This window comes from Salaquimonas pukyongi, from assembly GCF_001953055.1.
GTDB lineage: Bacteria > Pseudomonadota > Alphaproteobacteria > Rhizobiales > Rhizobiaceae > Salaquimonas > Salaquimonas pukyongi.
This window is the reverse complement of sequence record NZ_CP019044.1, coordinates 1,461,063-1,486,693: the sequence shown is the minus strand read 5'-3', so window position 1 is coordinate 1,486,693 and position 25,631 is coordinate 1,461,063. Positions and strand designations below refer to the sequence as shown.

General features: G+C 59.4%; 20 protein-coding genes, 2 tRNA genes and 3 pseudogenes. 13 read left to right on the top strand and 12 right to left on the bottom strand.

What is annotated here, in order from left to right; all coding sequences use genetic code 11:
• Window positions 1-45 precede the first annotated feature (45 nt).
• Window positions 46-1,820, bottom strand: a pseudogene (argS, locus tag BVL55_RS07190) (arginine--tRNA ligase).
• 82 nt (window positions 1,821-1,902) lie between these two features.
• Window positions 1,903-3,120, bottom strand: coding sequence for a deoxyguanosinetriphosphate triphosphohydrolase (locus tag BVL55_RS07185; RefSeq protein ID WP_162841532.1), 1,218 nt, complete (start codon window positions 3,118-3,120; stop codon window positions 1,903-1,905).
• Between the two features lie 149 nt (window positions 3,121-3,269).
• Between BVL55_RS07185 and BVL55_RS07180 the strand changes: the two genes are divergently transcribed.
• From BVL55_RS07180 to BVL55_RS07165, 4 genes are all read left to right on the top strand, one after another.
• Window positions 3,270-3,602, top strand: a complete 333-nt coding sequence (locus tag BVL55_RS07180; RefSeq protein WP_075997991.1) for a HesB/IscA family protein — start codon at window positions 3,270-3,272, stop codon at window positions 3,600-3,602.
• A gap of 85 nt (window positions 3,603-3,687) precedes the next feature.
• Window positions 3,688-4,476, top strand: a complete 789-nt coding sequence (xth, locus tag BVL55_RS07175) for an exodeoxyribonuclease III (protein ID WP_075996316.1) — start codon at window positions 3,688-3,690, stop codon at window positions 4,474-4,476.
• A gap of 52 nt (window positions 4,477-4,528) precedes the next feature.
• Window positions 4,529-5,512 (top strand): DMT family transporter, encoded by a 984-nt coding sequence (locus BVL55_RS07170; RefSeq protein ID WP_156892460.1) that lies wholly within the window; start codon window positions 4,529-4,531, stop codon window positions 5,510-5,512.
• Between the two features lie 160 nt (window positions 5,513-5,672).
• Window positions 5,673-6,011 carry a hypothetical protein gene (locus BVL55_RS07165; RefSeq protein WP_075996314.1) on the top strand — a complete coding sequence of 113 codons (339 nt, stop codon included), beginning with the start codon at window positions 5,673-5,675 and terminating at the stop codon, window positions 6,009-6,011.
• Between the two features lie 80 nt (window positions 6,012-6,091).
• Here BVL55_RS07165 and BVL55_RS07160 read toward each other — a convergent pair whose 3' ends face one another.
• The gene (locus tag BVL55_RS07160) at window positions 6,092-6,919 is read right to left on the bottom strand and encodes a tetratricopeptide repeat protein (RefSeq protein WP_075997990.1); all 828 of its coding nucleotides are present in this window, start codon (window positions 6,917-6,919) and stop codon (window positions 6,092-6,094) included.
• Window positions 6,906-8,654 carry a dihydroxy-acid dehydratase gene (gene ilvD, locus BVL55_RS07155; RefSeq protein ID WP_075997989.1) on the bottom strand — a complete coding sequence of 583 codons (1,749 nt, stop codon included), beginning with the start codon at window positions 8,652-8,654 and terminating at the stop codon, window positions 6,906-6,908. Before ilvD ends, BVL55_RS07160 begins: the two co-directional genes overlap by 14 nt.
• A 406-nt stretch (window positions 8,655-9,060) precedes the next feature.
• On the opposite strand from ilvD, the gene BVL55_RS07150 reads away from it, so the two are divergent.
• Window positions 9,061-9,714, top strand: coding sequence for a class I SAM-dependent DNA methyltransferase (locus BVL55_RS07150; RefSeq protein WP_075996313.1), 654 nt, complete (start codon window positions 9,061-9,063; stop codon window positions 9,712-9,714).
• A gap of 125 nt (window positions 9,715-9,839) precedes the next feature.
• On the opposite strand, the gene BVL55_RS07145 is transcribed toward BVL55_RS07150, so the two are convergent.
• From BVL55_RS07145 to BVL55_RS07110, 7 genes and pseudogenes are all read right to left on the bottom strand, one after another.
• The gene (locus BVL55_RS07145; RefSeq protein WP_075996312.1) at window positions 9,840-10,964 is read right to left on the bottom strand and encodes an OmpP1/FadL family transporter; all 1,125 of its coding nucleotides are present in this window, start codon (window positions 10,962-10,964) and stop codon (window positions 9,840-9,842) included.
• A gap of 201 nt (window positions 10,965-11,165) precedes the next feature.
• Complete coding sequence (locus tag BVL55_RS07140; protein ID WP_075996311.1) at window positions 11,166-11,561, bottom strand: hypothetical protein; 396 nt, start codon at window positions 11,559-11,561, stop codon at window positions 11,166-11,168.
• 21 nt (window positions 11,562-11,582) lie between these two features.
• A pseudogene (locus tag BVL55_RS07135) lies at window positions 11,583-14,494 on the bottom strand (valine--tRNA ligase).
• A gap of 198 nt (window positions 14,495-14,692) precedes the next feature.
• A complete protein-coding gene (locus BVL55_RS07130) occupies window positions 14,693-15,862 on the bottom strand; it encodes a DUF2497 domain-containing protein (protein WP_075996310.1) in 1,170 nt (389 codons plus the stop codon).
• Between the two features lie 232 nt (window positions 15,863-16,094).
• Complete coding sequence (locus BVL55_RS07125) at window positions 16,095-17,468, bottom strand: TolC family outer membrane protein (RefSeq protein WP_075996309.1); 1,374 nt, start codon at window positions 17,466-17,468, stop codon at window positions 16,095-16,097.
• A gap of 394 nt (window positions 17,469-17,862) precedes the next feature.
• Window positions 17,863-18,516: a protein-L-isoaspartate O-methyltransferase family protein gene (locus BVL55_RS07115; protein WP_075996307.1), complete on the bottom strand. Its 654-nt coding sequence runs from the start codon at window positions 18,514-18,516 to the stop codon at window positions 17,863-17,865.
• A gap of 144 nt (window positions 18,517-18,660) precedes the next feature.
• Window positions 18,661-18,735: transfer RNA gene (locus BVL55_RS07110), tRNA-Asn, on the bottom strand.
• A 207-nt stretch (window positions 18,736-18,942) separates the two neighbouring features.
• On the opposite strand from BVL55_RS07110, the gene BVL55_RS07105 reads away from it, so the two are divergent.
• From BVL55_RS07105 to BVL55_RS07075, 7 genes and pseudogenes are all read left to right on the top strand, one after another.
• A tRNA-Cys gene (locus BVL55_RS07105) sits at window positions 18,943-19,016 on the top strand.
• Between the two features lie 216 nt (window positions 19,017-19,232).
• Window positions 19,233-20,275, top strand: a pseudogene (locus BVL55_RS07100) (cysteine synthase A).
• Window positions 20,276-20,287: 12 nt separating this feature from the next.
• Window positions 20,288-21,031, top strand: coding sequence for an alanyl-tRNA editing protein (locus BVL55_RS07095; RefSeq protein ID WP_075996306.1), 744 nt, complete (start codon window positions 20,288-20,290; stop codon window positions 21,029-21,031).
• Window positions 21,032-21,049: 18 nt separating this feature from the next.
• Window positions 21,050-21,544, top strand: coding sequence for a GFA family protein (locus BVL55_RS07090; RefSeq protein WP_075996305.1), 495 nt, complete (start codon window positions 21,050-21,052; stop codon window positions 21,542-21,544).
• Window positions 21,537-22,388 (top strand): 3-mercaptopyruvate sulfurtransferase, encoded by an 852-nt coding sequence (gene sseA / locus BVL55_RS07085; protein WP_075996304.1) that lies wholly within the window; start codon window positions 21,537-21,539, stop codon window positions 22,386-22,388. Before BVL55_RS07090 ends, sseA begins: the two co-directional genes overlap by 8 nt.
• Before the next feature lie 57 nt (window positions 22,389-22,445).
• On the top strand, window positions 22,446-22,979 hold the full coding sequence (locus BVL55_RS07080) for a GNAT family N-acetyltransferase (RefSeq protein WP_075996303.1): 534 nt from the start codon (window positions 22,446-22,448) through the stop codon (window positions 22,977-22,979).
• 89 nt (window positions 22,980-23,068) lie between these two features.
• On the top strand, window positions 23,069-23,545 hold the full coding sequence (locus tag BVL55_RS07075; protein ID WP_075996302.1) for a DUF1203 domain-containing protein: 477 nt from the start codon (window positions 23,069-23,071) through the stop codon (window positions 23,543-23,545).
• Window positions 23,546-23,778: 233 nt separating this feature from the next.
• On the opposite strand, the gene ald is transcribed toward BVL55_RS07075, so the two are convergent.
• A complete protein-coding gene (gene ald / locus BVL55_RS07070) occupies window positions 23,779-24,897 on the bottom strand; it encodes an alanine dehydrogenase (RefSeq protein ID WP_075996301.1) in 1,119 nt (372 codons plus the stop codon).
• Between the two features lie 140 nt (window positions 24,898-25,037).
• Here ald and BVL55_RS07065 point away from each other — a divergent pair, with 140 nt between their 5' ends.
• Window positions 25,038-25,514 carry an Lrp/AsnC family transcriptional regulator gene (locus tag BVL55_RS07065; RefSeq protein WP_075997988.1) on the top strand — a complete coding sequence of 159 codons (477 nt, stop codon included), beginning with the start codon at window positions 25,038-25,040 and terminating at the stop codon, window positions 25,512-25,514.
• Window positions 25,515-25,631: the final 117 nt, after the last annotated feature.

Sequence of the window (25,631 nt, the reverse complement as noted above, 5' to 3'; positions counted from 1 at the left end):
GATGCGCGCATTGTGACGGTTTTGCGGACTTTTTCAGCCCTCAGCCTAGCGCATCTCCTGAGGTGCGCTAACCCCTACAATTCCCAATCCGGAAGCCAATACTTCCGACAATGCAAGCAACAATGCCATTCTGGCCAGGGTCAAATTTGCATTTTTAGGGTTAATAAAGCGTAATTCTGACATTTCTTTGCCCCGATTCCAATGGGAATGCAGGTCAGAGGCCAGCTCATGCAGATAAAAAGCAATGCGATGGGGCTCGTCGGCAATGGCAGCCTGCTCGACCATGCGCGGGTATTCCGCCATCTTTTTGATGAGGCCCAGTTCCCCCTCATCGTCCAGCAGCGCCATGTCGGCCCTTTCCAGTGACGATCTTGAAAGATCGATGTCCGGAATTTCCGCCACCGCCTGGCGCAACACCGAACAGCACCGCGCATGGGCATACTGAACGTAGAAGACCGGATTGTCCTTGGACTGCTCGGTAACCTTGGCAAAATCGAAATCAAGCGGCGCCTCGGGCTTGCGGTAGAGCATCATGAAGCGCACGGCATCAACGCCTACCTCTTCCACCACCTCGCGAAGGGTGATGAAGTCCCCGGCCCGTTTCGACATGCGCACCGGCTCGCCATCGCGATAGAGCCTGACCAGCTGGGTCAACAGCACATCGAGTTCAGCCTTGTCGCCGGCAACGGCCCTTGCGACCGCCTTGAGCCGTTTGACATAGCCGCCGTGATCGGCCCCGAGCACATAAACCATGCGTTCAAAACCGCGCACGAACTTGTCCCTGAAATAGGCGACATCGGCGGCAAAATAGGTATAGGAGCCATCCGACTTGATGAGCGGGCGGTCCATGTCGTCTCCCACCTCGGTTGAGCGGAACAGCGTCTGTTCACGGTCTTCCCAGTCTTCGGGCACTTCGCCCTTGGGCGGCGGCAGGCGGCCGTCATAGACATAGCCCGCTTCCCGCATTGCCTTCAGCATGCGGTCGATTTCGGAAACGCCGTCCTTTTTTTCATGCAAGGTGCGTTCTGAAAAGAACACATCGTGATGCACGTTGAGCAGTGCCAGGTCTTGCTTGATCAGCGCCATCATGGCGGCGATGGAGCGATCACGCAGGATGGCCATGCGTTCTGCTTCGCCCATTTGCTTCAGCCTGTCGCCGAACTCCTGCGCCAGTGCCTCGCCGACGGGCACAAGATAGTCGCCCGGATAAAGCCCTTCGGGATGGCGCCGATCTCCTCGCCAAGCGCCTGGCGGTAACGCAGCTCCACCGAACGGGCCAGAACATCGATCTGCACGCCCGCATCGTTGATGACGTATTCCTTGGTGACGTCAAAGCCGGCGAAGGCCAGCAGATTGGCAAGGGAATCGCCCACCACCGCGCCGCGGCAATGGCCCACATGCATGGGGCCGGTCGGGTTTGCCGAAACATATTCCACATTGACCTTCTTGCCGCCTGGAACAATGCCGCGGCCAAAATCCGCGCCAAGGCCGACAATGTGGCGCAGATGTTCGCCCCACCACGCACTGGTGAGGCGCAAATTGATGAAACCGGGGCCGGCCACCTGAGCCGATTGAACGCCCTCCTCGCCCTCAAGGCGGTCAGCAAGCCTTGCGGCAAGATCGCGCGGGTTGAGCCCCAGCGGCCTGGCCAGCACCATGGCCGCGTTGACCGCCAGATCTCCATGGGCAGGATCACGCGGCGGCTCGACCGCGATGCGCGATAGTGCCTGATCGGTAATCCCTTCAAGATCAAGCTCTTGAAGATGTTTTTTAACTTGCTGGTTGAAGTGCTTGAAAACACTTGCCTGCGCAGCGGCCATATCGGTCATGATGAAGTGTTTCTTGCTGGCGGAAATGGGCTTCCGGAAACCGGTTCCAGGCTGTTGGGAAATCGGCGACTGCCTACCGCAATTCAGGGGTTGCGTCAAACCAGTGGCGGTGCTGGAGGATGGCATAGCGATCGGTCATGCCGGCCAGAAAATCGCCCACCAGGCGGGCGCGTTTTTCCTCATCCAGCCGCTGGGCGGTTTCCTGCCAGTCGCGCCCCCATTCATCGGGCATTGGCGCCTTGCCGGAATAATAGACCTCGAAGAGATCGCGAATAACCTGCCTTGCTTCCCGGCGCACCTTCATGACGGAGGGCGCGCGGTACATGCGTTTGAACAGGAAGGCCTTGATGGCACGCTCCTTCTTGCGCATGGGTTTTGAAAAACCCACCATTGCCTGCCCTGCCCTGCGAATGTCCTGCTGTGTTGCAGGGGCAAGCCTGGCCAGGTTTTCCTGACTTGCAAGAATTACATCCTCCACCATGACGGTGATCTGACGGCGCACGATTTCGTGCACGGTGCGGCTGAATTCAAGACCGGGATAGTGCTCCTGGACTTGTGAAAGATGCTCGCCCACCAGCGGCAGCTCCGCAATGTCCTCCAAGGAAAACAGGCCGGCGCGCAAGCCGTCATCAAGGTCATGGGCGTTGTAGGCGATGTCGTCGGCAATCGCCGCGCACTGGGCTTCCAGCGCAGAATGATGCTCAAGATCGAGGTCAAACTGCGCGTTGAACTCCGCAATCGGCAATGGCAGGGGCTTGTCCCCCCCGTTCGGGCCGGCAGGCGGGCCATTGTGTTTTACAAGCCCTTCCAGGGTTTCCCAGCTCAGGTTGAGCCCGTCAAAATCCGCGTAGCGTTTTTCAAGCTTGGTGACGATGCGCAGCGACTGGGCATTGTGGTCGAACCCGCCGAAATCCGCCATCAGCTCGTTGAGCGCTTCCTCGCCGGTATGCCCGAAGGGCGTATGGCCGAAATCATGCGCCAGCGCCAGCGCTTCTGCGAGGTCTTCGTCCACGGCGAAAGCGCGCGCCAGCGCCCGGGCGATCTGCGCAACCTCGATGGAATGGGTAAGACGGGTGCGGAAATGATCGCCCTCGTGATAGACGAAAACCTGGGTCTTGTGCTTGAGCCTGCGAAACGCGGTCGAGTGAATGATGCGGTCGCGGTCGCGCTGAAAGGGCGTGCGCGTGGGGGAATGGGTTTCAGGATGGAGCCTGCCCCTTGATTGCGCGGCATGGCATGCATAGGGCGCCAATTGCTGGCGGCCGGTGGATGCGGTCAGGCCTTTCTTGATATTGCTCACAACAAGCGCCGCGCTGAATATTTTCCCCGCACCAGCTATAACGGCTTCCCCCCGCCGCAAGCAACTTGAAGATCGCGGCTTTGAGGCTTATCTTTCTGACTGACCACAATTTGCGGTGAGCCTTTATGAACGCCCCGACCATGACCCCGGATGTAACTGTCACCGATGCCGCCTATGCGCGCATTGCAGCCATTCTTGCCGACACGCCGGATGCCAATGCCCTGCGCATCTCCGTTGAAGGCGGGGGCTGCTCGGGCTTTTCCTACAAATACGACCTGGTATCGGGAGCACCGGCAGAGGATGATCAGGTCTTCGAAAAGGATGGCGCACGCATCTATCTTGATTCGATATCGGCGATGTATATGGGCGGGTCCGAAATCGATTTCGTTGACGATCTGATGGGTCAGGCCTTTCAGATCAACAATCCGAATGCGGTCGCCTCCTGCGGCTGCGGCACCAGTTTTTCGATCTGACCTTCCCCACGTTTCGCTTTTTGCCGCCTTGTCAAAACACATCGGTAAACCGATAGTGCGGCGGTAACCATGCAAGCGGAACGCCATGAAAATCGCCACCTGGAACATTAACGGCATCAAGGCACGGCATGACAATGTCATCGCCTGGCTGAAGGAAGCTGAGCCCGACATCGCCTGTCTGCAGGAGATCAAGTCGGTGGACGAGGCCTTTCCACGGGGTGAAATCGAGGCGCTGGGCTATAATCTGGAAACCCACGGCCAGAAGGGGTTTAACGGCGTGGCGCTGCTGTCGAAACTGCCCTTCGACGAAGTTAACCGGGGCCTGGCTGTCCTGGATGGGGAGACCGACGACCAGGCGCGCTTTATCGAGGGGGTATTTACCGCGGGCGACAAACCCCTGCGGGTCGTCTCGCTGTACCTGCCCAACGGCAATCCGGTCGACACCGAAAAGTTTCCCTACAAGCTTTCCTGGATGGCACGGCTTGAAGCCTGGGCGCGGGAGCGCCTGGCGCTGGAAGAACCGCTGATTTTGGCTGGCGATTACAACGTCATCCCGCAAGCAGAAGACTGCCACGACCCGAACGTGTGGGAGGGTGATGCGCTGTTTCGCCCTGAAAGCCGGGCAGCCTTCCGGCAGTTGCTCAATCTCGGCTTTACCGAAGCGGTGCGCAACACGACCGATGCGCCGCAAACCTACACCTTCTGGGACTATCAGGCCGGCGCCTGGCAGAAGAACAACGGCATCCGCATCGACCATCTGCTGCTGTCGCCGGAAGCGGCCGACCGGCTTAAAGGCGCTGCCATCGACAAGCACACCCGTGCCTGGGAGAAGCCATCAGACCATGTGCCGGTGTGGGTGGAGTTTGCGGCGTAAAACGGCGATCCGCTGACACTGTCTCAGTACGAGTGTCTGCTCGGGGCCCAATTTGACCGATGCTGCACGGCCAACCAACGACTACTTTCTAAGGGCACTTGATCAAGTTATGCTATCGTCGCCGGTTGCCTTCGCGAAAGTGCCCGGAGAACAGGGGGGTCCTATCACCATCGCTTCGACTGATGAGATACCAGGAGACCGCATTCTGCTCGGCCTGGCGCTCATGGCGCTGGCGATGTTTCTGATTCCGGTCCGGGACGGGCTTGCGAAATACATGAGCGGCACGCTCCCGGTCTTTACGATCGCTTGGGGAACCTATTGCGCGGCCGCGCTCATCTCCGCTCCGATAGCAATCCGCAAGCATGGGCGTGGCGCAATCCTTCCTGCCGGCCTGCCGTCGCAGACTGCCCGCACGCTGCTGCTCGTTGGCGCGATGACCATGTTCTTCTTTTCAATCAGAACCGTGCCGCTGGCCAATGCCATTGCAGCCTATTTCGTCGCGCCTTTCGTCGCCGCGGCGCTGGCCCCGATTGCGCTGAAAGAAGAATTCACCTGGACCGTTGCAGGGGCGGTAACTATCGGATTTATCGGTGTGGTCGTCGTCCTGCGGCCTGACGGCAATTTCGACGCCAACATTCTCTGGGCCATTGCTGCGGGACTTTTCTTCGCCCTGTACATGCTCGCTACCCGTTTGGCGGCGCGACAGGCTCCACCGCTTGCCGCTCTGTCCTACCAGTCTGTTCTGGGCGCGATTGTCCTGACGCCATTCGCTCTTGTCGCCGGCGTCCAAGGTGCTGGCGCGTTTCTTGGCGTCTTCGCTTTGATCGGCCTACTCCAAAGCTCGTCGCACGGTTTATCCATCGCTGCTTTCCGGTTCGCGCCGGCCAGCGTTCTCGCGCCACTGGTTTATCTCGAGATCGTCGCGGCCGTAATCGTCGGGCTGGTCGCGTTTGGAGACTGGCCTGAGACGCAGACCTGGACTGGAATTGCGATCATCATCGCTGCCGGTAGCCTTGTTGCGCTGCGAAGAAACTGAGCTTTGCCCCACAACTCTTTTTTCAAAGCACCAAATGAGAAAGCCGTCATTCGTGATATTGCAGCGAAAGCCCGTTCCGTCCGCATTGCCGCCATCCTCTTAAAACCACAACCCATCCGCCATATTTGACAGAATCGGCCTTTGGGCGCAGAATTCCCTCATGCGAAGCATCCTGTATGCAGCATTGGCCGGTATCGTGTTCGGCGGAAGCGCCCTGCTCCCGCTGGCCGCTGATGCCGGGCCGAACTGTACCTGCCGGCATTCCGGCGGTGATGTGGAAGAAGGCCAGACCGCCTGCATCAAGGGCCCCAGGGGCATGACCATGGCGCGCTGCGAACGCGTGCTCAACAATACAAGCTGGAAGATGCTGGATGCGCCCTGCCCCTTTGCAGGGGGCTATCAGCTCGGCCCGCCGCTTTCCCTTCCGGGCGACCGGCCGCAGGCACCAACACAGCTGGTGCCCATGACACCGTTCGACCGCACGCTGTTGCAGGGATAGCCTGCAGGCAACGCTCAAAATTCAATTGATGTGAAAGAGGGTTTGCGTGCGCCTGGTTGGGTACCCAATCGGGCTGGCGCTCAGTCTGCCTGAATTCTGGCAATTGCCTGCTGGCGCTGTTCGACGCTGGCAAGGGCAAAGGCGCTTTGCTGCAATTCGGCAATCCAGCCCCGCATTTGCGGCGTCGCGCCCTCATTGGCTTTTGTCAGCATGGTCAGGCCGCGCACCACATCCTGCTGAACGTATTCGCCCTCAACCAGTGCATGACCGAGCAGCGCCAGGGCGCCCACATGGCCTTTCTGGCGGGCAAGCTGCAGCATGCGGATTGCCTGGCGGGCCTCTTCCGGGCTGCTTTCGCCTTCAAGCAGCAGTTTGGCCAGTTCGAACTGGCCATCGGGATCGCGGAAATACATCGCCGCGGTGGTATACATCACCCGCGCCTCATTGCCGTCCTGGATGATGCCGGCTTCCGGCAGGCCTTGCGAATAGTAATGGCCGAGCGCCACCATGGCCTTGCCGGTAATTGCCCATTCCGGCGTGTTGGGGCGCGCTTCGCCGTAATTGTCGGCGATCTGCTTGTAGAAGTGAAAGGCTTTTGCCGCATCGCGCGGCACGGTGTCGCCGGCCTCATACATCTTGCCGAGTTTCCACTGGGCGGTCTGGTTGCCCTGATCGGCAGCGTATTCCAGCACATCCATCGCCTCTTCGGTGTCGCCTTCCTTCTTCTTTTTCAGATAGAAGCGGAAAATATCGCGCACCGAGGGCTTTTCCTCCTTGAAGACCTTGGAGGGATCGAACGCATAAGCGCTGCCTGCCATCTCGACGGACGGCAGGGCCGCCCCCGCAGCAAGCACGGCTGCTGCGACAAGCGTGGTGCGGACCTTACGCGATACTTCAGATGTCAGCATAACAATGCGTTTCTTCTTCTCCGCCCGGATGGGTCACGGCACCATATTGCGCGGTGCCGACCGTCTGGGCGTATTTCCACAATGCGCCGGACTGATAGTCGTGGCGGCGCGGTTTCCAGTTTTTGGCGCGTTCGGCGAGTTCCTCCTCGCTCAATCGCACATCAAGCGTTCCTTCAACGGCGTCGATCTCGATGATGTCGCCATCCCTCAGCAGGCCGATCGGACCGCCAACAGCTGCTTCCGGGCCCACATGGCCGATGCAGAAGCCGCGCGTGGCACCGGAAAAGCGCCCATCGGTGATCAGCGCCACCTTGTCGCCCATGCCCTGGCCATAGAGCGCTGCAGTGGTTGCCAGCATTTCGCGCATGCCGGGGCCGCCCTTGGGGCCTTCATATCGGATGACAAGCACTTCGCCTTCCTTGTACTCACGCTTCTGGACCGCTTCGAACGCGGCCTCTTCTGAATCAAAGCAGCGCGCGGGACCTGAAAACTTCAGCGTCTGCATGCCTGCGACCTTCACGATGGCGCCTTCCTGCGCCAGGTTGCCCTTCAGTCCGACGACACCGCCGGTCTTGGTGATCGGGTCGTTGGCGGGACGCACCACATCCTGCTCACCGTTCCAGGAAACATGCGACATGTTTTCGGCCAAAGTGCGGCCAGTGACCGTCATACAATCGCCATGAAGGAAACCGTGATCGAGCAGGGTTTTCATCAAAAGCGGAATGCCGCCAACCTCGAACATGTCCTTGGCGACGTATTTTCCACCGGGCTTCAGATCGGCAACATAGGGCGTTTTCTTAAAGATTTCGGCAACGTCAAACAGGTCGAACTTGATGCCGCATTCATGGGCGATCGCCGGCAGGTGTAGCGCGCCATTGGTCGAACCGCCGGAAGCGGCCACCACGGCAGCAGCGTTTTCCAGCGCCTTGCGGGTAACGATATCGCGCGGGCGAATGTTTGAGGCAATCAGGTCCATCACCTGTTCGCCGGCAGCATAACAGAACTTGTCGCGGATTTCGTATGGCGCGGGCGCCCCGCAGCTATAGGGCAGCGAAAGGCCGATGGCTTCGGCCACGGTCGCCATGGTGTTGGCGGTGAACTGCGCCCCGCAGGAACCGGCCGACGGACAGGCGACCTGCTCCAGTTCGTCGAGATCCTCATTGCTCATCTCGCCAACGGAATGGCGGCCGACTGCCTCGAACACGTCCTGAACCGTAACCTGGCGGCCCTTGAAGGAACCCGGCAGGATCGATCCGCCATAGATGAAGATCGATGGCACGTTGAGGCGCACCATGGCCATCATCATGCCGGGCAGCGACTTGTCGCAGCCGGCAAGGCCGACCAGCGCGTCATAACAGTGGCCGCGCATGGTCAGTTCAACCGAATCGGCAATAACGTCGCGGGAGACCAACGAGGACTTCATGCCCTGGTGGCCCATGGCGATGCCGTCGGTAACGGTGATGGTACAAAATTCGCGCGGGGTGCCGTGCCCGGCCGCAACGCCTTTCTTGACCACCTGGGCCTGGCGCATCAGGGCGATGTTGCAGGGAGCGGCCTCGTTCCAGCAGGAGGCAACGCCGACCAGCGGCTGGGCGATCTCGTCGGAAGAAAGCCCCATGGCATAAAGATAGGAGCGATGGGGCGCCCTGGACGGCCCCACCGTGGTGTGGCGGCTCGGCAATTTCGACTTGTCGAAACGGCTGGCGCCTTTCGAGCCGGTGTTTTCGCCGCTCATTGCATCCCCTGCATGCGTGTTGCCGCCTGTGGCGGCCTTGCTTCTTGTTGCCATGATGATCCCCAGCTACTGACTTTCGCGCAGGCTGCGCGCAATCTGCGCCGCCGCACCCGACAAACCGCCGTTTTCGGATTTTATTTCCGATCAGGCAAGTCTGAACGCACGCTATGCAATCCCGGTTTCCAAAATCTTATCCGGAACAGGATTTGCAGGTGCCGGGCCGTCAGGCCGGAAAAATCACGGATTTCCTGCCCTGCTCTGTCCTGCCGCAATGTGGCGCAATAGGGGCAAAGCCGGGCGGGACTGCCCTGCAGCGACCGGCCAGGGACAATCGGCAGGAAGATGTTGCAAAAGGGCAACGATTTTCGTTCACTGCGGCACGGATCGGAGAGGGAAGGAGGCAGACGTGAGCGGGCAGGACAGACCGAAAGCGGCGGCAGACAAGCGCTATTTCGAAAAGGCATATGACCTGAAGACGACCGACGAAACCCGGCAGCACTATGCCGAGTGGGCAGATGTCTATGATCTGGAAATCGGCAAGGAAAAGGGTTACCGCCAGCCGCAGCGCTGCGCGGCGGCGCTGAAGGCGGCCGGGCTGGAAACCAATGCGCCGGTTCTTGATGTGGGCTGCGGTACCGGGCTTTCAGGCAAGGCGCTGGCGGATGCGGGATTTACAACCCTCGACGGCTGTGACCTGTCACCTGAAATGCTGGCAAAGGCGAAGGCCACCGGCGTCTACCGTCGGCTGTTCGAGGCCGATCTGAACACCCCTCCCCTTGATGCGGGCGATGGCCAGTATGGCGCGGCCGCCTGTGTCGGCGTCTTTTCCTTCGGCCATGTCCGGCCCGATGCGATTGACGACATCCTGCGCGTGCTGGGATCCGGCGGGCTTCTCGTTATCGGTCTTAACGACCATTATTACGAGGAAGGCAGTTTTCCGGCCAAGCTGGATGCACTGGAGAAAGCCGGCGAGTTGACGCTGATCAGCAAGGAACACGGCGCGCATCTTGAGAATGTCGAAGGCTCCACCGGCTGGGTCTTCGTGCACCGGAAGGGGTGAAGGCTGCAGCTTCACGATCAAGCCTCTATGAAAAATGGCAATGTGCAGCCGGCTGCATGATAAAAAAAAGCCGCCCATTGGAACTTCCAAGGGCGGCTTTTGAATTTTTGTATAATCAGGCTGGCTTAGAAGCGCAGCGCGATCTTGGTGCCAAAGGCCCAGGCGTGGTTGTCTTCGAACTGGGCTTCAACAGCCTGTCCGGTGTCTGTTTCGTTGTCGCCCAGCCAAGTGTGGCTGACACCAGCAGACAGTTCGATGTTTTCCGTCAGCTTGTATTTGGCGCCCAAGCCAAGCGTGACTTTACCATCAACGGGCTGCAAGGTGCTAGGCTTTCCACTGCCATCTTCATACGTTCCACTAACCGACATGCTCAGGCGGTCGGTAAGCTGCTTTCCGACACCCAGTTTCCAAGTCAGACTGTCTGAAAAGTCTGTAAGAGCGAATGCATCAGGATTACCAACGCCGGGCTGGGAGGTATTCATTAGCTGAATGTTGGCACCGCTCCAAGATGTGTGGCGAACGCTGCCGAACAGCAGGGTGCCAGGCGCAATCCCGGTCTGAAAATACAATTCCCAAGCTTCAGGAATTGTAGCAGTTGTGGTGCCAGATGTTGGCCCCAACGCATTGCCGGTGACGGTAGTATCCAGATCAATGTCGAAGGCTGACTCGTAAGTCAGCGATACGCGAAGAGCAATATCGGGAATCGAGTAAGCGATACCCGCAATGTAGCCGGTACCGTGACCGGTATCGAAATCCCACACGTCCGCGCCAGCAGATAGGCTCGGCGTAATAGCTGTCGCATCTCCGCCCGCAACTATATGTTTGAAACCGCCAAAGAGTGAAATGTTGTCAGTGATATCAACTTTAACCGTACCTGTATAAGCGCGACCACTTAAGGAAGCCGTTAGTGGGACGTAAAAGTTGCCAGCGCCACTATAGTCAATGTCTGATCCCACCGCCTCAAATGTCTGGAATGCTACCGCTACGCGATCCGTAACGTCCATCTTTATGCCAGCTGACATCAATCCGTAATTTGGACTGATATCGTCAACTCCATTGATCGGGCCAACGTTGAGATCGCCGTCCACATCCGGATAAACCCGTGCAAACGAGCCTTCGATGTACACCTTGCCCTGTTCAAACAGAATGTGCGGTGTGTAGGTGGTACGGTCCAATCCCCCCGCATGGGCCGTGGTGGCCATCAGCGCAAGAGAGAGTGCCGCAAGGGTGGTTTTGGCTTGCATTTTCATTTTGGTATGCCCCCCAGGGTGAATCCCGAAAAATCTCCAGTTAGCCTATCCAAACGAAATCAGCCGCTTTCGCAAGCGAATTTTGACGTTTACGTCAGCGATCCGCGTTTGAAATCTTAACTGTTGCTTAAGGGCAACAAAATCCGCCGCCAATGGGGGAAAACAGGCGCGATTGACCGGGTTTTGCGGGCAAATGGGCCGTTATTGCTCGTATTTTTCCGCCTTTTGACGGAATTCCACGCATTGCGGGGTTTTGTCGCCATCGCTGCCCTGCAGCGATTCGCAGCTTTGTTCGGCCATCGAATCCATGCATTGAGCGGCGGAGCTTAACAGGTCCTGATAGACGAGCGCGGTGCCAAAGCCCACTTCAATGCTCTTGCACATGGAGTTGAGCGAATTCATCACCATGGCCTTCATGTCCTCGCTCATGCCTTCGGCATCTTCCATCTGGGACATGGCGCAGGACTTCATCTTGTTGCACAGGCGGTCATAGGATTCCTGATAGTCGCTGGCCGATGCCGGGGCGGAAAAAAGGACGCCTGCAGCCACAGCCGGGGCTACAAGGGCGATGGTGCGTCTTGCGTTTTGAAGCATCATGTTGATTTCCTTTGCCTTGGGTCAGGATGCCTGGCGGATGCGCTCCAGCGCGGCAACGGTTTTCTCGCGCTGTTCACGATAGCCCGACAGCTTTTCGCGTTCCTCGGCGACCACCGCCTCGGGCGCGTTGGCGACAAACTTCTCATTGCCGAGCTTGCCTTCAAGCCGCCTGATCTCGCCATCAAGCTTGCCGATTTCCTTTTCGAGCCGTTCGGTTTCCGCCGACTGGTCCACAGCGCCGGCAAGCGGCAGACAGTAAAGCGCGCCGGAAAGCACGATCTGGGCTGCTCCCTTTGGCGCTTCGGATGCAAACTCCACCGGCTCGACACGCGCCAGGCGGTGCAATGCCGGTTCGTGGCGGGCGACGTGTTCGCGGGTTGTCGCGTCCCCATCAACCACCACCAGCGGCAGGTGGGCGCCCGGCTTGATGCCCATTTCCGCGCGCACCGAACGGATTTCGGAGATCAGCGAGACCAGCCAGTTGATTTCATCGGCTGCCGCTTCATCGATCTTGCCCGCCTGCGGCCATTCTGCGTGGCACAGCAGGCTGTTGCGCTGGGCGGTCTTGCTCCACAACTCCTCGGTCATGAACGGCATGAAGGGATGAAGCAGCTTGAACGTTTCATCCAGCACATGGCCGATGCATTCCTGTGCTTCGGCCTTCGCGTCTCCATCCCCGCCGGCAAAGACCGGTTTCAGCAGTTCCACATACCAGTCGCACAGCGTGTTCCAGACGAACTTGTAGGCCACGTTTGCCGCATCGTTGAAGCGGTATTTTTCGATGCCTGCGGTTACATCGGCAACCGTTCTGGACAGTTCGGCCAAAATCCACCGGTTGACGGTCAATTTGACACCCTCGGGATCGAACCTGCCGCCGTGAACTGCGCCATTCATTTCGGCAAAGCGGGTTGCGTTCCATAGCTTGGTTCCGAAATTGCGATAGCCGGCGATGCGGTCGGGATCGAGTTTCACATCCCTGCCCTGGGCCGCCATGATCGCCAGGGTGAAGCGCAGGGCATCTGCGCCATATTTATCGATCAGTTCCAGCGGGTCGATGACATTGCCCTTGGACTTGGACATTTTCGCGCCGTGCTTGTCGCGCACCAAAGCGTGGACATAGACCGTGTGGAAGGGCTCCAGCGGGTCGCCTTCATCATCCTTCATGAAATGCAGGCCCATCATCATCATCCGGGCCACCCAGAAAAAGATGATGTCGAAACCGGTAACCAGTACATCGGTCTGGTAATAGCGGTCGAGTTCGGGGTTTCGTCGGGCCAGCCCAGGGTGGAAAACGGCCAGAGCGCCGAGGAAAACCAGGTATCGAGAACGTCCTCGTCCTGTTTGAGGATTTCACCCGGCTTGAAGTCGTTCATCCGCTCCTCGACCCAGGCCTTCCACGGGCCTTCATGGGCGAGATAATGGTTGACCGCTTCGTCAAGCGCCTCCTCCTCGCTCTTGGCCACGAACACCTGACCATCGGGTCCGTACCAGGCGGGAATGCGGTGGCCCCACCATAGCTGGCGGGAGATGCACCAGGGCTGGATGTTCTCCATCCACTGGAAATAGGTCTTTTCCCAGCTCTCGGGCACAAAGCGGGTGCGTCCCTCCCTTACCGATGCGATGGCCGGCTTGGCCAGGGTTGCCGCATCGGCAAACCACTGGTCGGTCAGCATGGGCTCGACCACCACATGGGAACGGTCCCCGAAAGGCTGCATGATGCGCTTTTCCTCGACCTTGATCATCAGCCCTTCAGCGTCGATGTCCGCAATGACGCGCTTGCGCGCCTCGAAACGGTCGAGACCTCGATATTGGTCGGGAACCAGATTTATTTTGTCGACATAGTCCGCGTCCGGCTCGCCACCTCCTTCGGCGCTGTTGCCGATCAGTTCCATCGCCTTGGCGGCTTCTGCAGCATAGGGTTCGCCATCGTTGCGCATGGCGGCCCTGGTGTCCATCAGCCGGTACAGCGGAATGTTGTTGCGGCGGGCGACCTCATAGTCGTTGAAATCGTGCGCGCCGGTAATCTTCACCGCACCGGAACCAAAATCCGGATCGGGATAGTCATCGACAATGATGGGAATCTGCCGCCGGTGCTCTTTTGGTCCCACAGGGATTTCGCAAAGCTTGCCGATGATGGGCGCGTAGCGCTCGTCGGAAGGATGCACGGCAACCGCGCCGTCTCCCAGCATGGTTTCGGGGCGTGTGGTGGCGATGGAAATATAGTCGCGTGTTTCACGCAGGGTAACGTTTCCGTCCGCATCCTTCTCGACATATTCGTAGGTTTGGCGTTTTCCGGTTTTTGGATCGGCGGCCAGCGGATACTTGAAGTGCCACATGTGGCCGTCGACCTCGATGTTTTCCACCTCAAGGTCGGATATGGCGGTCTCGAATTTCGGATCCCAGTTGACGAGGCGTTTGCCGCGATAGATCAGCCCTTCATCATACAGCCGGACGAAAACCTCCAGCACGGCTTTTGAAAGCCCTTCATCCATGGTGAAGCGCTCGCGCGACCAGTCACAGGAAGCGCCCAGCCGCTTGAGCTGGTTGAATATCAGGCCGCCCGACTCGCTTTTCCACTCCCATACGCGGTCAACGAACTTGTCGCGTCCCATTTCACGGCGGTCGGGCTGCTGGCGCTCGGCCAGCTGGCGTTCCACCACCATCTGGGTGGCGATGCCGGCGTGATCCATGCCCGGCTGCCACAAAACGTCCTTTCCGCGCATGCGTTCAAAGCGGATCAGAATGTCCTGCAGCGTGTTGTTGAGGGCATGGCCCATGTGCAGCGAGCCGGTAACGTTTGGCGGGGGAATGACAATGCAATAGGGCTCGGCGCCCTCGCCGGCTCCGGCCCCTGCGGCAAAGGCATTGGTCTCGTCCCATTTGGCAGCAATGCGCGGTTCGGCGCTTGCCGCATCGTAAGTCTTGTCCAGCATGATGGTCCGGCGGTTTGAGCCTTGAAAAGGCGAACAGAATTGATGCCGGGTGTAATGCCATGGCGCTGGCCAAGTCAACCGGCAGCAAGGGCTTGACGCTGCGCTGAAAAGGTACGGCAAACGTAACGGCGATCAAACTCCCGCACCTGCCGGAGCTTGATCGCCGTTCTTTGTCTGACAACGCTGCAAACCGGTTGTTCAGGCAGATTTTGCCTGCTGCGGCGCATCTTGAGGCGATTGATCCGCACCGCTTTCGCCTGCATCATCGACAATGCGGTCGATTTCCTGTTGCACCATGCGCTCCACCAGGCGCGGAAGGTTGTCATCCAGCCATTCACGGAGCAGCGGGCGCAACACGGCTTCAACCCGTGCCTGGTCAAGGCCGGACACTGCCTGTTTCAACCGGTCCATGGAGCCGGAAACCGCCTGCTGGGTGGAAGGGGAAACCAGTGCTTCCCGGAATTCCTCCGGCTTGTCCCCGCCCATCTGTGCAAGGTTGGATGCCAGTATGGCAGCTTTGGGTGCTTTGCCGGCAGACTGGCCGGATTCTGCGGTCTCGCCCGCTTCCTCCGTTAAGCCATCCCCCGTGGCAGCAATGGTGGTCTTGGGCGCCGTGGGGGCTGCCTGCGGCGGTTTGGCGCCGGAAACGCCGTTGTTGGAAGCTTCTTCAGCGTTGCCTTCGGGCGTGGCCGGTTGTGCCGCAGTCCCTTGCGCCCGGGCCTGAAGCGACTGGGCAAGTTCCGACAGGCTCCCGGCGGAGGCCGGATTGGGACCTGTATTTTCCAAGCGTGGTTCATCGCCCTGCGCTGCCTTGTCGCCGCCGCTCTCAGGCGTTTGCTTGGATGCAACGCTTGCCTCCACATCCTTTGTGGCAACCGCATCGATTTTCCTGTTGATCGATTTGGCCAGATCGGCAAGGCTCCGTGCACCGCTGTCAGATGCAGCATCCGATGTGGTTTCGGCCACTTTGCTGTCCGGTTTTTCAGCTGCCGTTGCACTGGCTGCTTTCACGTCGGTGGTTTCATTCTGACTTGCACCGGGCGCAGACTCATGGCCGTCTGCCTTGGCTTCGCCTTCAAGGCCCTTCGTTCCGCGCAATTGCTGGGCAAGGCCGGCAAAGGTGCCGGAACCGGCTTCCTGCCCGGCGGCCGGCTGGATGGGTGTATGACCTTCCTGTGGTGAAGCGGGCGGTGTATCCGCCGCCGCTGTCGCAGCCTTGCTTTCAGCAGCCGGCTGAACCGGTTTGCCTTTTGCCGGTTCCGGCGGCGTTTGCGGCGCCGCGCCCTCCTCGCTGTCCGAACTGATAATCCGGCGGATGGAAGCCAGTATCTCTTCCATCGAATTGTCTTTGGGTGCTGCGTCCCCCATGGCCCGATCTTCCCCATAGCCCGATCTCCGCTTTGCTGTCCCAATCAGCGCCCTCCCCGTTCCATTGAGGCGCATTGCCCCGCTCATGGGCCAGTAAAGAGCGCTGGCCATCCCCATGGCACGATGCGCTGAAAGCCACGAATCAATGAATGATACCCTATCGGCAAGCGAATTGGTAACCGCTGCGCACATGTGCTGCTACAACCGAAAATGGCTGTGGGATAGCGCGCCGCTACTGGCCGTCGGGCGTGCGCAGACCGTACCACTTGTCCTTGACGGCCTGATAGTGATCTTCAGGCTCATAGCGGGCGACGCTGAGCTTCAGCGTTGGCACATCCAGCTTGCCGATTGCCGAAAGGGCAGCATAGGAAGCGACCACAAGATCGCGGCGCGCCTGGGCCAGTGCAATCTGTGCATTGATCACTTCCTGCTGGGTGTTGAGGACGTCCAAGGTCGTGCGCTGGCCGACCTTGCGCTCTTCGACGGCCCCCTGCAGGGCAAGGTTTGCCGCCTCAAGCTGGGTCTGGTTGGCAATGACGGATGCGCGCGCGGCCTCTAGCTGGGAATAGGCGGAAACCACGGCGGCGCGCACATTGTCGATGGCCTGATCGACCTCGATGCGGCGCTGTCCCAGCACTTCCTTGTTCTGGCGGACCGTCGCCGATACGCGGCCGCCCTGATAGATGGGAACGCTCAAGCGGGCGGTGACGCTGGCTGAATCGCGGTCTGTATTGACGCCAACATCGACATCGCGGCTTATGCCGCCATTCAGCGACAGCGTCGGCAGAAGTTCGCCCTCGGCACTCTTGACGTTGAACAGCGCCTGGTCGACGAGATGCCTGGTTGCCTTGATGGCCGGGTGGTTGGTGCGCGCAACGTCCAGGGCGGTCGTCATGCTGGAGGGGATAAGGCGGGTTACCGGTTTGGGCGAGCGAAGGTTTTTCGGCTCACGGCCAACCACCTGCATGAATACTGCAATGCTCGATTTCAGCTGCGCCTGGGCTGCAGCAAGCTGCGCCTGGGCCGCGGCACGGCGGCCTCTGGCCTGGGCAACGTCAGTGCGGGTGCTTTCGCCCACATCGAAACGGCTTGTTTCCGAACGCACCTGTTCTTCCAGGAAAACCAGCGACTTGCGGCGGTAACCGGCAACGGCACGATCTCGCAGGACATCCATATACACGCTGGCTGCATCGAACAGGATGTTCTGCTCCACATTGCGCAGCGTTTCCCGGCTGGCCATCACGGCAGCTTTTGCCGACCGCACGTTGTTCTGGGTGCGAAAGCCGTCGAACAGGTTCTGGGAAATCTCGACACCGAACCCACCCGGCGCCAGACGCGTGGTGGTTTTGCCAAGGGGGGAACGTGTTTGTGTCCAGCTCTTGCCCTGATAGGCGCTGCCGGCAATCGTGGGCCGGTAACCGGATTTGGCGATTGCGACCGCCTCATCTGCTGCCCTGGTCCCCGCCCTCTGGGCATTGATGGAAGGATTGTTGGCATAGGCCAGCGCCAGCGCTTCCTTCATGGTCTGCGCCAGGGCAGGTTGCCCGCCGGCCAACAAGCCAACACACAGGCAGGCAGCAAAGAGAAACTTCCGGTGAATACGCATATCAACTCTACCCAGTGTCGACCCGCCGCGATGCCCCAAGGATGCCCCAAGAATGCCCCAAGAATGCGATGCGCAGTGCCGGTTCGGGCGCTTCCCCGTGCGCCGTGACAATTGCTGTTCCAGACTGTTTCGGCCGGTAAAGCGGCCACCCGCCACCGGCAGAGCGGAATTCCGACCGATACATGGCCCCATACAAAGCCCCATACAAGGCGTTGGCGGCAATCTGCACCAAATGCCGGCGCCAAAATATCGCGGATTTCCGAATTCAGAATTCTGCAAAGACACTAATGCCTGCTGCGGCAGGGTCAATGAAAATGACCGGTTTCATCGAGGCCGCTCACAAGCGTGGCAAAGAAGCAACAACCAGCCGTTGATTGCATGCGGCAATTCTCACTTAAAAAACGAATTCAGGTTTCTTTTCGAACCCGGGCAAAGGCTGGATGGCGCAATTGAACAGGCTGCGGCCGCTGAAATCCGACCCGTTGCGCATGTAGAGCCGTGCAACGCCCGCATTTCCGTGGCCCTCCACGGCCAGCAGTTTTCCGCCCTCGCTCAGTTGCGCAAACAGGCCGGAAGGAATTTCATCCACCGCACCGCCGAGAAATATCACATCATACGGCCCCTCGGAGGGGTATCCGGCGCGCAGATCGCCTTGAACGACAATCGCATTGTCGTAATCGAGTTCGGAAAGCGTGCTGGTTGCCAAAGCGGCAAGCCCCTCGTCCTGTTCAACCGCAATGACGATGGAGGCAAGACGGGAAAGAACAGCCGTGGTGTAACCGGAGCCGCAGCCCACATCGAGCACCACATCATCCTTCGACACGCCGGCGGCCTGAATGAGCTTGGCCAGGGGGGCCGGCTCCATCAGATAGCGGCCCCTGGCAATTTCAACGTCCTCGTCGATATAGGCAAGTTCCGCCTTTTCTTGCGGCACGAAGCGCTCGCGCGGCACGGTGGAAAGGGCTTCCAGGAGTTCATGGTTGGTGACGTCGCTGGTGCGTATCTGGCAATCAACCATGTTTTGGCGGGCGGTATCGAAATCTAGCATGGCATGTGCCCTATCCGGTTTCTGGCCGACTTTCGGGTCCCGAGACTGACTGCCATTCCCCGGCCGGGCGCCGGTGCCGCGGGGCGGATCGGGATGCCGGCCTGCCGGCGCACCAAGAGCCTGTCTGAGTGCGCTGTAAAAGAGTGGCTCCCCGGGCCGGATTCGAACCAGCGACCAATTGATTAACAGTCAACTGCTCTACCACTGAGCTACCGGGGATCACGTCGGTATCGACCGCGAAGCCTATACAAAGGGGAAACCGGTTTGCCAAGCCGCACAGCAAAAAATTCTTTGTACGGGGTCTGTTTTGCAGCCTGTGTTTGCCACCCGTTCACCTTGCGGTGAAATAAACCGGCCAATGCGGGTGCCTTTTGCCGCCTTCAACCTTGACAGGTTGTGGTGCTTGGCAGATATGGGGCGCCGGTTGGCCTCGTGGCGGAGTGGTTACGCAGAGGACTGCAAATCCTTGCACCCCGGTTCGATTCCGGGCGAGGCCTCCATCATTCCCTCCCCTTTACCGATAGCAATTTATTGCCGTGCCCGGCCCGGGCCGGAAAACGCGTTGCCGCCAATGGCGCGGATATGACATTTCCTTCGCATGACAGGTTTATCGTCTTGCTCCCGGTCTGCTTGGCCAATAGTCTGCCGCGTCAACAGCTTGGCAAAATGCGTAATGCGCGGTGCCAGACAAGTTTGCGGACAGGAAACATGCAATGATCAGGAATTCCACTCTCGAAGCGATCGGCAACACGCCGCTTATCCGCTTGCGGCAGGCCTCTGAAATGACCGGCTGCAACATCCTCGGCAAGGCCGAATTTGCCAATCCGGGCCAGTCGGTCAAGGACCGAGCCGGTCTCTTCATCATCGAGGATGCAATCAAGAACAAGCAGATCGAAAAGGGTGGCATCATCGTTGAAGGAACCGCCGGGAATACCGGAATCGGTCTTACGGTTGTGGCCAATGCGCTTGGCTTTAAGACCGTCATCGTCATTCCCAAGACCCAGAGCCAGGAGAAAAAGGATGCGCTGCGGCTGATGGGGCAGAGCTGGTGGAGGTGCCTGCCGTTCCCTATCGCAATCCCAACAACTATGTGAAAATCTCGGGTCGGCTTGCCGACCAGATCGCCAGGGAAAGTTCGGCCGGAGCAATCTGGGCCAACCAGTTCGACAATGTGGCCAACCGAGACGGGCACACCCGCACCACGGCGCAGGAAATCTGGGAACAGACCGAAGGCAAGGTGGACGGGTTCGTTTCAGCTGTCGGCACGGGCGGCACGCTGGCAGGGGTCGGCGCCGGGCTGAAGGCAAAGAACAGCAACATCAAGGTAGCGCTGGCAGACCCGAACGGCGCGGCGCTTTATTCCTACTACACCACAGGCGAATTCAAGTCCGAAGGCGATTCGATCACCGAAGGCATCGGCCAGGGCCGCATCACCGCCAATCTGGAGGGATTTACGCCGGACTTCTGTTACCAGATACCAGACAAGGAGGCTGTACCGATTGTTTTCGACGTCCTGGAACATGAAGGGCTTTGCCTTGGGGGTTCGACCGGTATCAACATTGCCGGCGCGATACGGCTGGCCAGGGAACTGGGGCCCGGCCACACGATCGTGACCGTATTGTGCGATTTCGGCTCGCGCTATCAGTCGAAACTGTTCAACCCGGATTTTCTGCGATCGAAGGAATTGCCGGTTCCGCCATGGCTCGAACGAACGCCCCGGGCCGATATCCCCTATGAAGACGTTCCCGAAAGCGCGTAAGGCAACCATCCCATGAGCGGACAGACCCGAAAGGCCTTTCTGGACGATGCCTATCTGAGCGCCTGCGAAGGCATGGTCACCGCCATCAATGAGCGCGGCGGCATTGTTCTTAACTGCACCAATTTTTATGCCACCAGCGGCGGGCAGCCGGGCGACAGCGGCCACCTGGAGCGCGCCGACGGCTCGAAAATCGCCATCGCCACCACCGTTCACGGAGATGACAAATCCGAAATCGTGCTGGTGCCGGCCGAGGGCGAAACAGTGCCCGAAGTCGGCGAGACACTCACCGGCCATATCGACTGGGAGCGCCGCTACAAGCTGATGCGCATGCACACAGCCTGCCATCTGCTTTCCGTCGTCTGCCCCTATCCAATCACCTCCGCCAATGTGGGCGAGGAAGAATCGCGGGTGGATTTCGACCTTCCCGAGGCCGGTATCACCAAGGAAGACGTGACGGATCAACTGATGGCGCTGGTTAAGGGCAATCATCCGGTCTTTTCGCAATGGATCAGTGAAGCCGAACTCGACGCCAATCCCGATATTGTGCGCTCGAAGAATGTGCGCCCGCCGCGCGGCCTCGGCGATATCCGGCTGGTTTGCATCGGGGAAAATTCATCGGTGGACAGCCAGCCCTGCGGCGGCACCCATGTGAGCGAAACCCAGGAGGTGGGCGAAATTCACATCGGCAAGATCGAGAAAAAGGGCAAGGAAAACCGCCGTTTCCGGCTGCGATTCGGTGCCCTTGCGCCACAGTAGACAAAACAGGGCTTAGCCATGAAGCTTGAAGGTTCCTGCCACTGCAAATCCGTCCGCTTCAGCGTGGAGACGAACACCCCCTACCCGTATCAGCGCTGCTATTGCTCGATCTGCCGCAAGACCCAGGGCGGCGGCGGGTATGCAATCAACATCATGGGCTGGGCCGATTCGCTGGAAGTCGAGGGCGAGGAACACATCGCCGTCTACAACGCGGTTACCGAGAACGGCATAAGCGACCTGGAGCGCCGGTTCTGCAGCAAATGCGGCTCGGGCCTGTGGGTCTATCACGGTAAATGGCCCGATCTGGTGCACCCGTTCGCTTCGGCAATCGATACCGACCTGCCCGCTGCGCCCGAAACCGTCCACATCATGACGGAATTCAAGGCGAGCTGGGTGGAGCCAGCCCGCGGGCCCAAACACCAGCATTTCGAAGGCTATCCCGACAAATCCATCGAAGTCTGGCATGAGGCGCTCGCCCAGCCGCAAGCAACCAGGGAAAACGCCGATGACTGAGCGCAGCGAGTTCTTTGTTTCAGCGCCGGAACTTGCAGAACGGCTTGAGAACAATCAGCCGAAATGTGTGGATGCTTCCTGGTATCTGCCGGCGATGGAACGCGACGGCAAGGCGGAGTTTTCGACAGCGCGCATTCCCGGTGCTGTCCATTTCGACATCGATGCCATCGCCGATACATCATCGGACCTGCCGCACATGCTGCCCTCTCCCGATGCCTTTGGAGATGCTGCTGGCGCCCTTGGCCTTGGTGAACAGGATGAAATCGTCGTTTATGACGGACCGGGGCTTTTTTCCGCAGCACGCGTGTGGTGGACGCTGAAGGTCATGGGGGCACGGAATGTACGCATTCTGGAAGGCGGGTTCGACCGCTGGAAGGAGGCCGGATATCCGGTTGAGACAGCCACGCCGCAAACACCAAAGGCTGCCACCTTCAAGCCGCGTTTTCAGGCAGACAGGGTTTGGGGGTTCGACCGGATGCTTGCCAATATCCGCCGCGGACAATCCCTGGTGCTCGATGCCCGGCCCTTTACCCGCTTTAGCGGGCAAGAAGCAGAACCAAGACCTGGCCTGGCGTCCGGCCATGTTCCTGGGTCGCGCACGCTGGCCGCCAGCGATGTGGTGCGCGAGGGAAGCCTGTTGCCCGCAGATGAGCTTTCGGCAAAGCTGCGGGAGGTTGCCGCCAACAAGGCCGAACACGTGGTGACCAGTTGCGGCTCGGGGGTGACGGCGGCCATCCTGACGCTGGCGCTTGATGTGTGTGGATATGAAAACCATGCCCTTTACGATGGATCATGGGCCGAATGGGGCAGCCGCAGGGAAGCGCCGGTGGCCCGCTGGGCATAAACCGGTCACCGGAACAGGCCACAGGGCTCGGGAAATCGCAAAACGGAGCAGCAATCCATGGCGGCAAAAAAACCTCGCAAGTTGAAGGCGCGGGTCACCCATCTGGAAATGCCTGCCAGGCCGCACAAGACCTTTGCAGTGCCCACCGTGCCGCGAACCGCCCTGCTGCACGCCGAAAACATGAAGCTGCATTTCTACCGCTATCTGTACGAACAGGTGGGCAGGCCCCATCACTGGTATGAGCGCCGTGTCATGAAAGACGGTGATCTTGCAGCCATTCTTGACGCTGAAACAACGGAACTTGCCGTGCTGTATGCCGATGGCTGCCCGGCGGGCTTTTTCGAACTCAACCTTGCCGGCCTGCCGGAGGCTGTTGAAATCGCCTATTTCGGCATCATGCCGGACTATCAGGGGCTCGGCTTTGGCAAGTGGTTTCTCAACGCCGCCATCCAGCAGGCATGGGATCATGATCCGGCCAAGGTGACGGTTCACACCAACACGCTGGATCATCCCGCCGCCCTGGGGCTTTACCAGAAGATGGGTTTTTCGCCCGTGGCCGTCAGCGAGGAAACGGTCACGACCTGGGAATAGGTTGCCAAATCGCACAATGTGCAGGAATCGGGTGGCTTGCGGCAGCAAACCCCGCCATCTCTCTCCCGTCATCAACACGGGAGAAAGCCATGTCAGTCAGATTTGTCGGAATGGATACGAAAACCGCCCGCCAGTTCTGGGACGGCAGCACGGATGCCTATGGCAATGCACCGATAGAACGCGTTTGCGATGGCGGGGCCATCCCCTGCCGCCATTGCCTGAAACCGGTTGCTGCGGGTGAAGCCTATTTGACGCTTGCCTACAGCCCGTTCGGCGAGCGCCAGCCCTATGCGGAAACCGGCCCGGTCTTCCTGCATGCCGAGCCTTGCGAACGCGCTGCCGATGCAAGCGAACCGGCCGCGATGTTCCACTACAACAACAATGAATACATTCTGCGCGGTTATGATGGCAAAGACTGTATCCACTACGAAGTCGCGGATGTGGTGCCGGCGAGCGAACTTGCTGCAGCCGCCGAAGCGATGCTCGCCCGCCAGGACGTTGCCTATCTGCACATGCGTTCATCGCGCTTCAACTGCTACCAATGCCGCATCGAGCGGGCAGAATAGACCGCCTGCCGCAGGCATGATTGGGGGGCAAAGGGCCGCTCACCGCCACCCCTGGGCTTGTCCCAAGGGCCCGAGGGCAGTCCAAGGGCGAGCACTCCAAAACGCGTTAGCCGGTTATGCAAAACCTGCCCTGTATCCCCGGCACAAGGCCGAGGATGACGAGGTGCAGGTTAGCCGTTCCGGGCCGCAGTTAGCAAATCCCCGGGCACCCCTTGTCTGAAGTGTTTCAAGCCTCAGGCGGTTTCAAGCGCCTTGAGCGGAGCAACCATCTTTTTCTTCAGCGACTGGGCAACGGCCTCATTGGTGATCATGCCGCGATGAACGTTGAGGCCGTTCTGCAGGTGGATGTTGCCGCGAATGGCATCAAGCCCCTTGTCGGCCAATTGCAGGCCGTATTGCAGGGTTGCGTTGTTGAGCGCGTAGGACGAGGTCATCGGCACAGCGCCCGGCATGTTGGCAACGCAATAGTGAATGATACCGTCGACCTCATAGGTTGGTGCTGCGTGGGTGGTTGCCTTGGAGGTTTCAAAGCAACCGCCCTGATCGATCGCAACGTCGACCAGTACCGCACCCTTGCGCATGTTCTTGAGCATTTTGCGGTTTACCAGCTTGGGAGCAGAAGCGCCCGGGATTAAAACCGCGCCGATGACCGCATCGGCCTCGTTGACACATTCCTCGATCGTGTCGGTGGTCGAATAGCGGGTGATGACGCGTCCCCCGAACAGATCGTCCAGCTCCCGCAGGCGCGGCAAGGAGCGATCGAGCATTGTGACGCTGGCACCAAGGCCAACGGCCATCTTGGCGGCATGGGTGCCGACGACACCGCCGCCGATCACCACCACATTGGCGGGCGCAACGCCCGGAACGCCGCCCATCAGCTTGCCCCGGCCGCCATTGGGTTTTTGCAGCGCCGTTGCAGCCGCCTGGATCGAAAGGCGTCCGGCAACTTCCGACATCGGCGCCAGCAGCGGCAGGGCGCCGCGATTGTCGGTCACGGTCTCATAGGCAACTGCCGTGCAGCCGGAGGCAATCAAGCCCTTGGTTTGTGCCGGGTCCGGAGCCAGATGCAGATAGGTATAGAGGATCTGGTCGGCACGCAGCATTTTCCACTCTGCGGGCTGGGGCTCCTTCACCTTGACGATCATGTCGGCCTTGGCAAAGACGTCCTTTGCCGTCTTGAGGATGGTCGCCCCAGCTGCCCGGTAATCCTTGTCGGAAGCATTGATGCCGCCCCCGGCATTGGTTTCGACAAATACCTTGTGGCCATGGGCAACATATTCACGAACAGAACCCGGCGTCAGCCCGACGCGAAATTCGTTGTTCTTAATCTCCTTCGGCACGCCAATGCGCATGGGGCATCCTCCCTTACTGAGCCTCAACTAAGATTGGCGCAATATGCCGCAACCGACACTGCATTTCCTTGCTAATTGAAGCGGGCGACCAAGGGGTGTTTCGAATTTTCTTTTGTGTTGCAGCGTGCTATTCGAAGATCATGCCATTTGAACGCTTCGACAAGATTGATCGTGCGATCCTTAGCGCGCTTCAGGACAATGCACGCATTTCCAATGTGGACCTCGCCGAACGGGTCGGGTTGTCGCAGTCGGCCTGCCTGCGGCGGGTGCAGTTGCTGGAAAAGGAAGGCGTTATCGAAGGCTATCACGCCGTCATTTCCAACCGTGCCATCGGCCAGACGATCACCGCGATCATCCAGATCACCCTCAACGGCCAGTCAGAAGAGCATCTTCGCAAGTTTGAGGACGCGGTTTCCAAATGCCCGTTCATCGTCGCCTGCTTTCTGATGTCGGGCCAGAGCGACTATGTCATCCGGGTCAACGCCCGTGACATGGAGCATTTCGAGCAGATTCACAAAAACTGGCTTTCCACCCTGCCCGGCGTTTCGAGAATGCTGTCCAGTTTTGCAATGCGCATGGTGGTCAACCGCGCCAATGTGGATGTTTCCAGTCTTTGAGCGGCCATTGCTCTGCGCGCGGCAATCCATGTGGCACTCCACACGCATGAACTCCCTTGCAGCTTTGCCTTCAGACAGGCAAAAAGAGAGATGAACGGCGACGGGACGATGAGGCAC

Bases quoted from the DNA above. Each gene is read 5' to 3' on its own strand.
- ilvD (WP_075997989.1), bottom strand. From the start codon at position 8,654: ATGAGCGGCGAAAACACCGGCTCGAAAGGCGCCAGCCGTTTCGACAAG.
- BVL55_RS07160 (WP_075997990.1), bottom strand. From the start codon at position 6,919: ATGCTGACATCTGAAGTATCGCGTAAGGTCCGCACCACGCTTGTCGCA.
- xth (WP_075996316.1), top strand. From the start codon at position 3,688: ATGAAAATCGCCACCTGGAACATTAACGGCATCAAGGCACGGCATGAC.
- BVL55_RS07065 (WP_075997988.1), top strand. From the start codon at position 25,038: ATGCCATTTGAACGCTTCGACAAGATTGATCGTGCGATCCTTAGCGCG.
- BVL55_RS07075 (WP_075996302.1), top strand. From the start codon at position 23,069: ATGTCAGTCAGATTTGTCGGAATGGATACGAAAACCGCCCGCCAGTTC.
- BVL55_RS07095 (WP_075996306.1), top strand. From the start codon at position 20,288: ATGAGCGGACAGACCCGAAAGGCCTTTCTGGACGATGCCTATCTGAGC.
- BVL55_RS07080 (WP_075996303.1), top strand. From the start codon at position 22,446: ATGGCGGCAAAAAAACCTCGCAAGTTGAAGGCGCGGGTCACCCATCTG.
- BVL55_RS07125 (WP_075996309.1), bottom strand. From the start codon at position 17,468: ATGCGTATTCACCGGAAGTTTCTCTTTGCTGCCTGCCTGTGTGTTGGC.
- sseA (WP_075996304.1), top strand. From the start codon at position 21,537: ATGACTGAGCGCAGCGAGTTCTTTGTTTCAGCGCCGGAACTTGCAGAA.
- ald (WP_075996301.1), bottom strand. From the start codon at position 24,897: ATGCGCATTGGCGTGCCGAAGGAGATTAAGAACAACGAATTTCGCGTC.
- BVL55_RS07090 (WP_075996305.1), top strand. From the start codon at position 21,050: ATGAAGCTTGAAGGTTCCTGCCACTGCAAATCCGTCCGCTTCAGCGTG.
- BVL55_RS07165 (WP_075996314.1), top strand. From the start codon at position 5,673: ATGCGAAGCATCCTGTATGCAGCATTGGCCGGTATCGTGTTCGGCGGA.
- BVL55_RS07140 (WP_075996311.1), bottom strand. From the start codon at position 11,561: ATGATGCTTCAAAACGCAAGACGCACCATCGCCCTTGTAGCCCCGGCT.
- BVL55_RS07145 (WP_075996312.1), bottom strand. From the start codon at position 10,964: ATGAAAATGCAAGCCAAAACCACCCTTGCGGCACTCTCTCTTGCGCTG.
- BVL55_RS07130 (WP_075996310.1), bottom strand. From the start codon at position 15,862: ATGGGGGACGCAGCACCCAAAGACAATTCGATGGAAGAGATACTGGCT.
- BVL55_RS07180 (WP_075997991.1), top strand. From the start codon at position 3,270: ATGACCCCGGATGTAACTGTCACCGATGCCGCCTATGCGCGCATTGCA.
- BVL55_RS07115 (WP_075996307.1), bottom strand. From the start codon at position 18,516: ATGCTAGATTTCGATACCGCCCGCCAAAACATGGTTGATTGCCAGATA.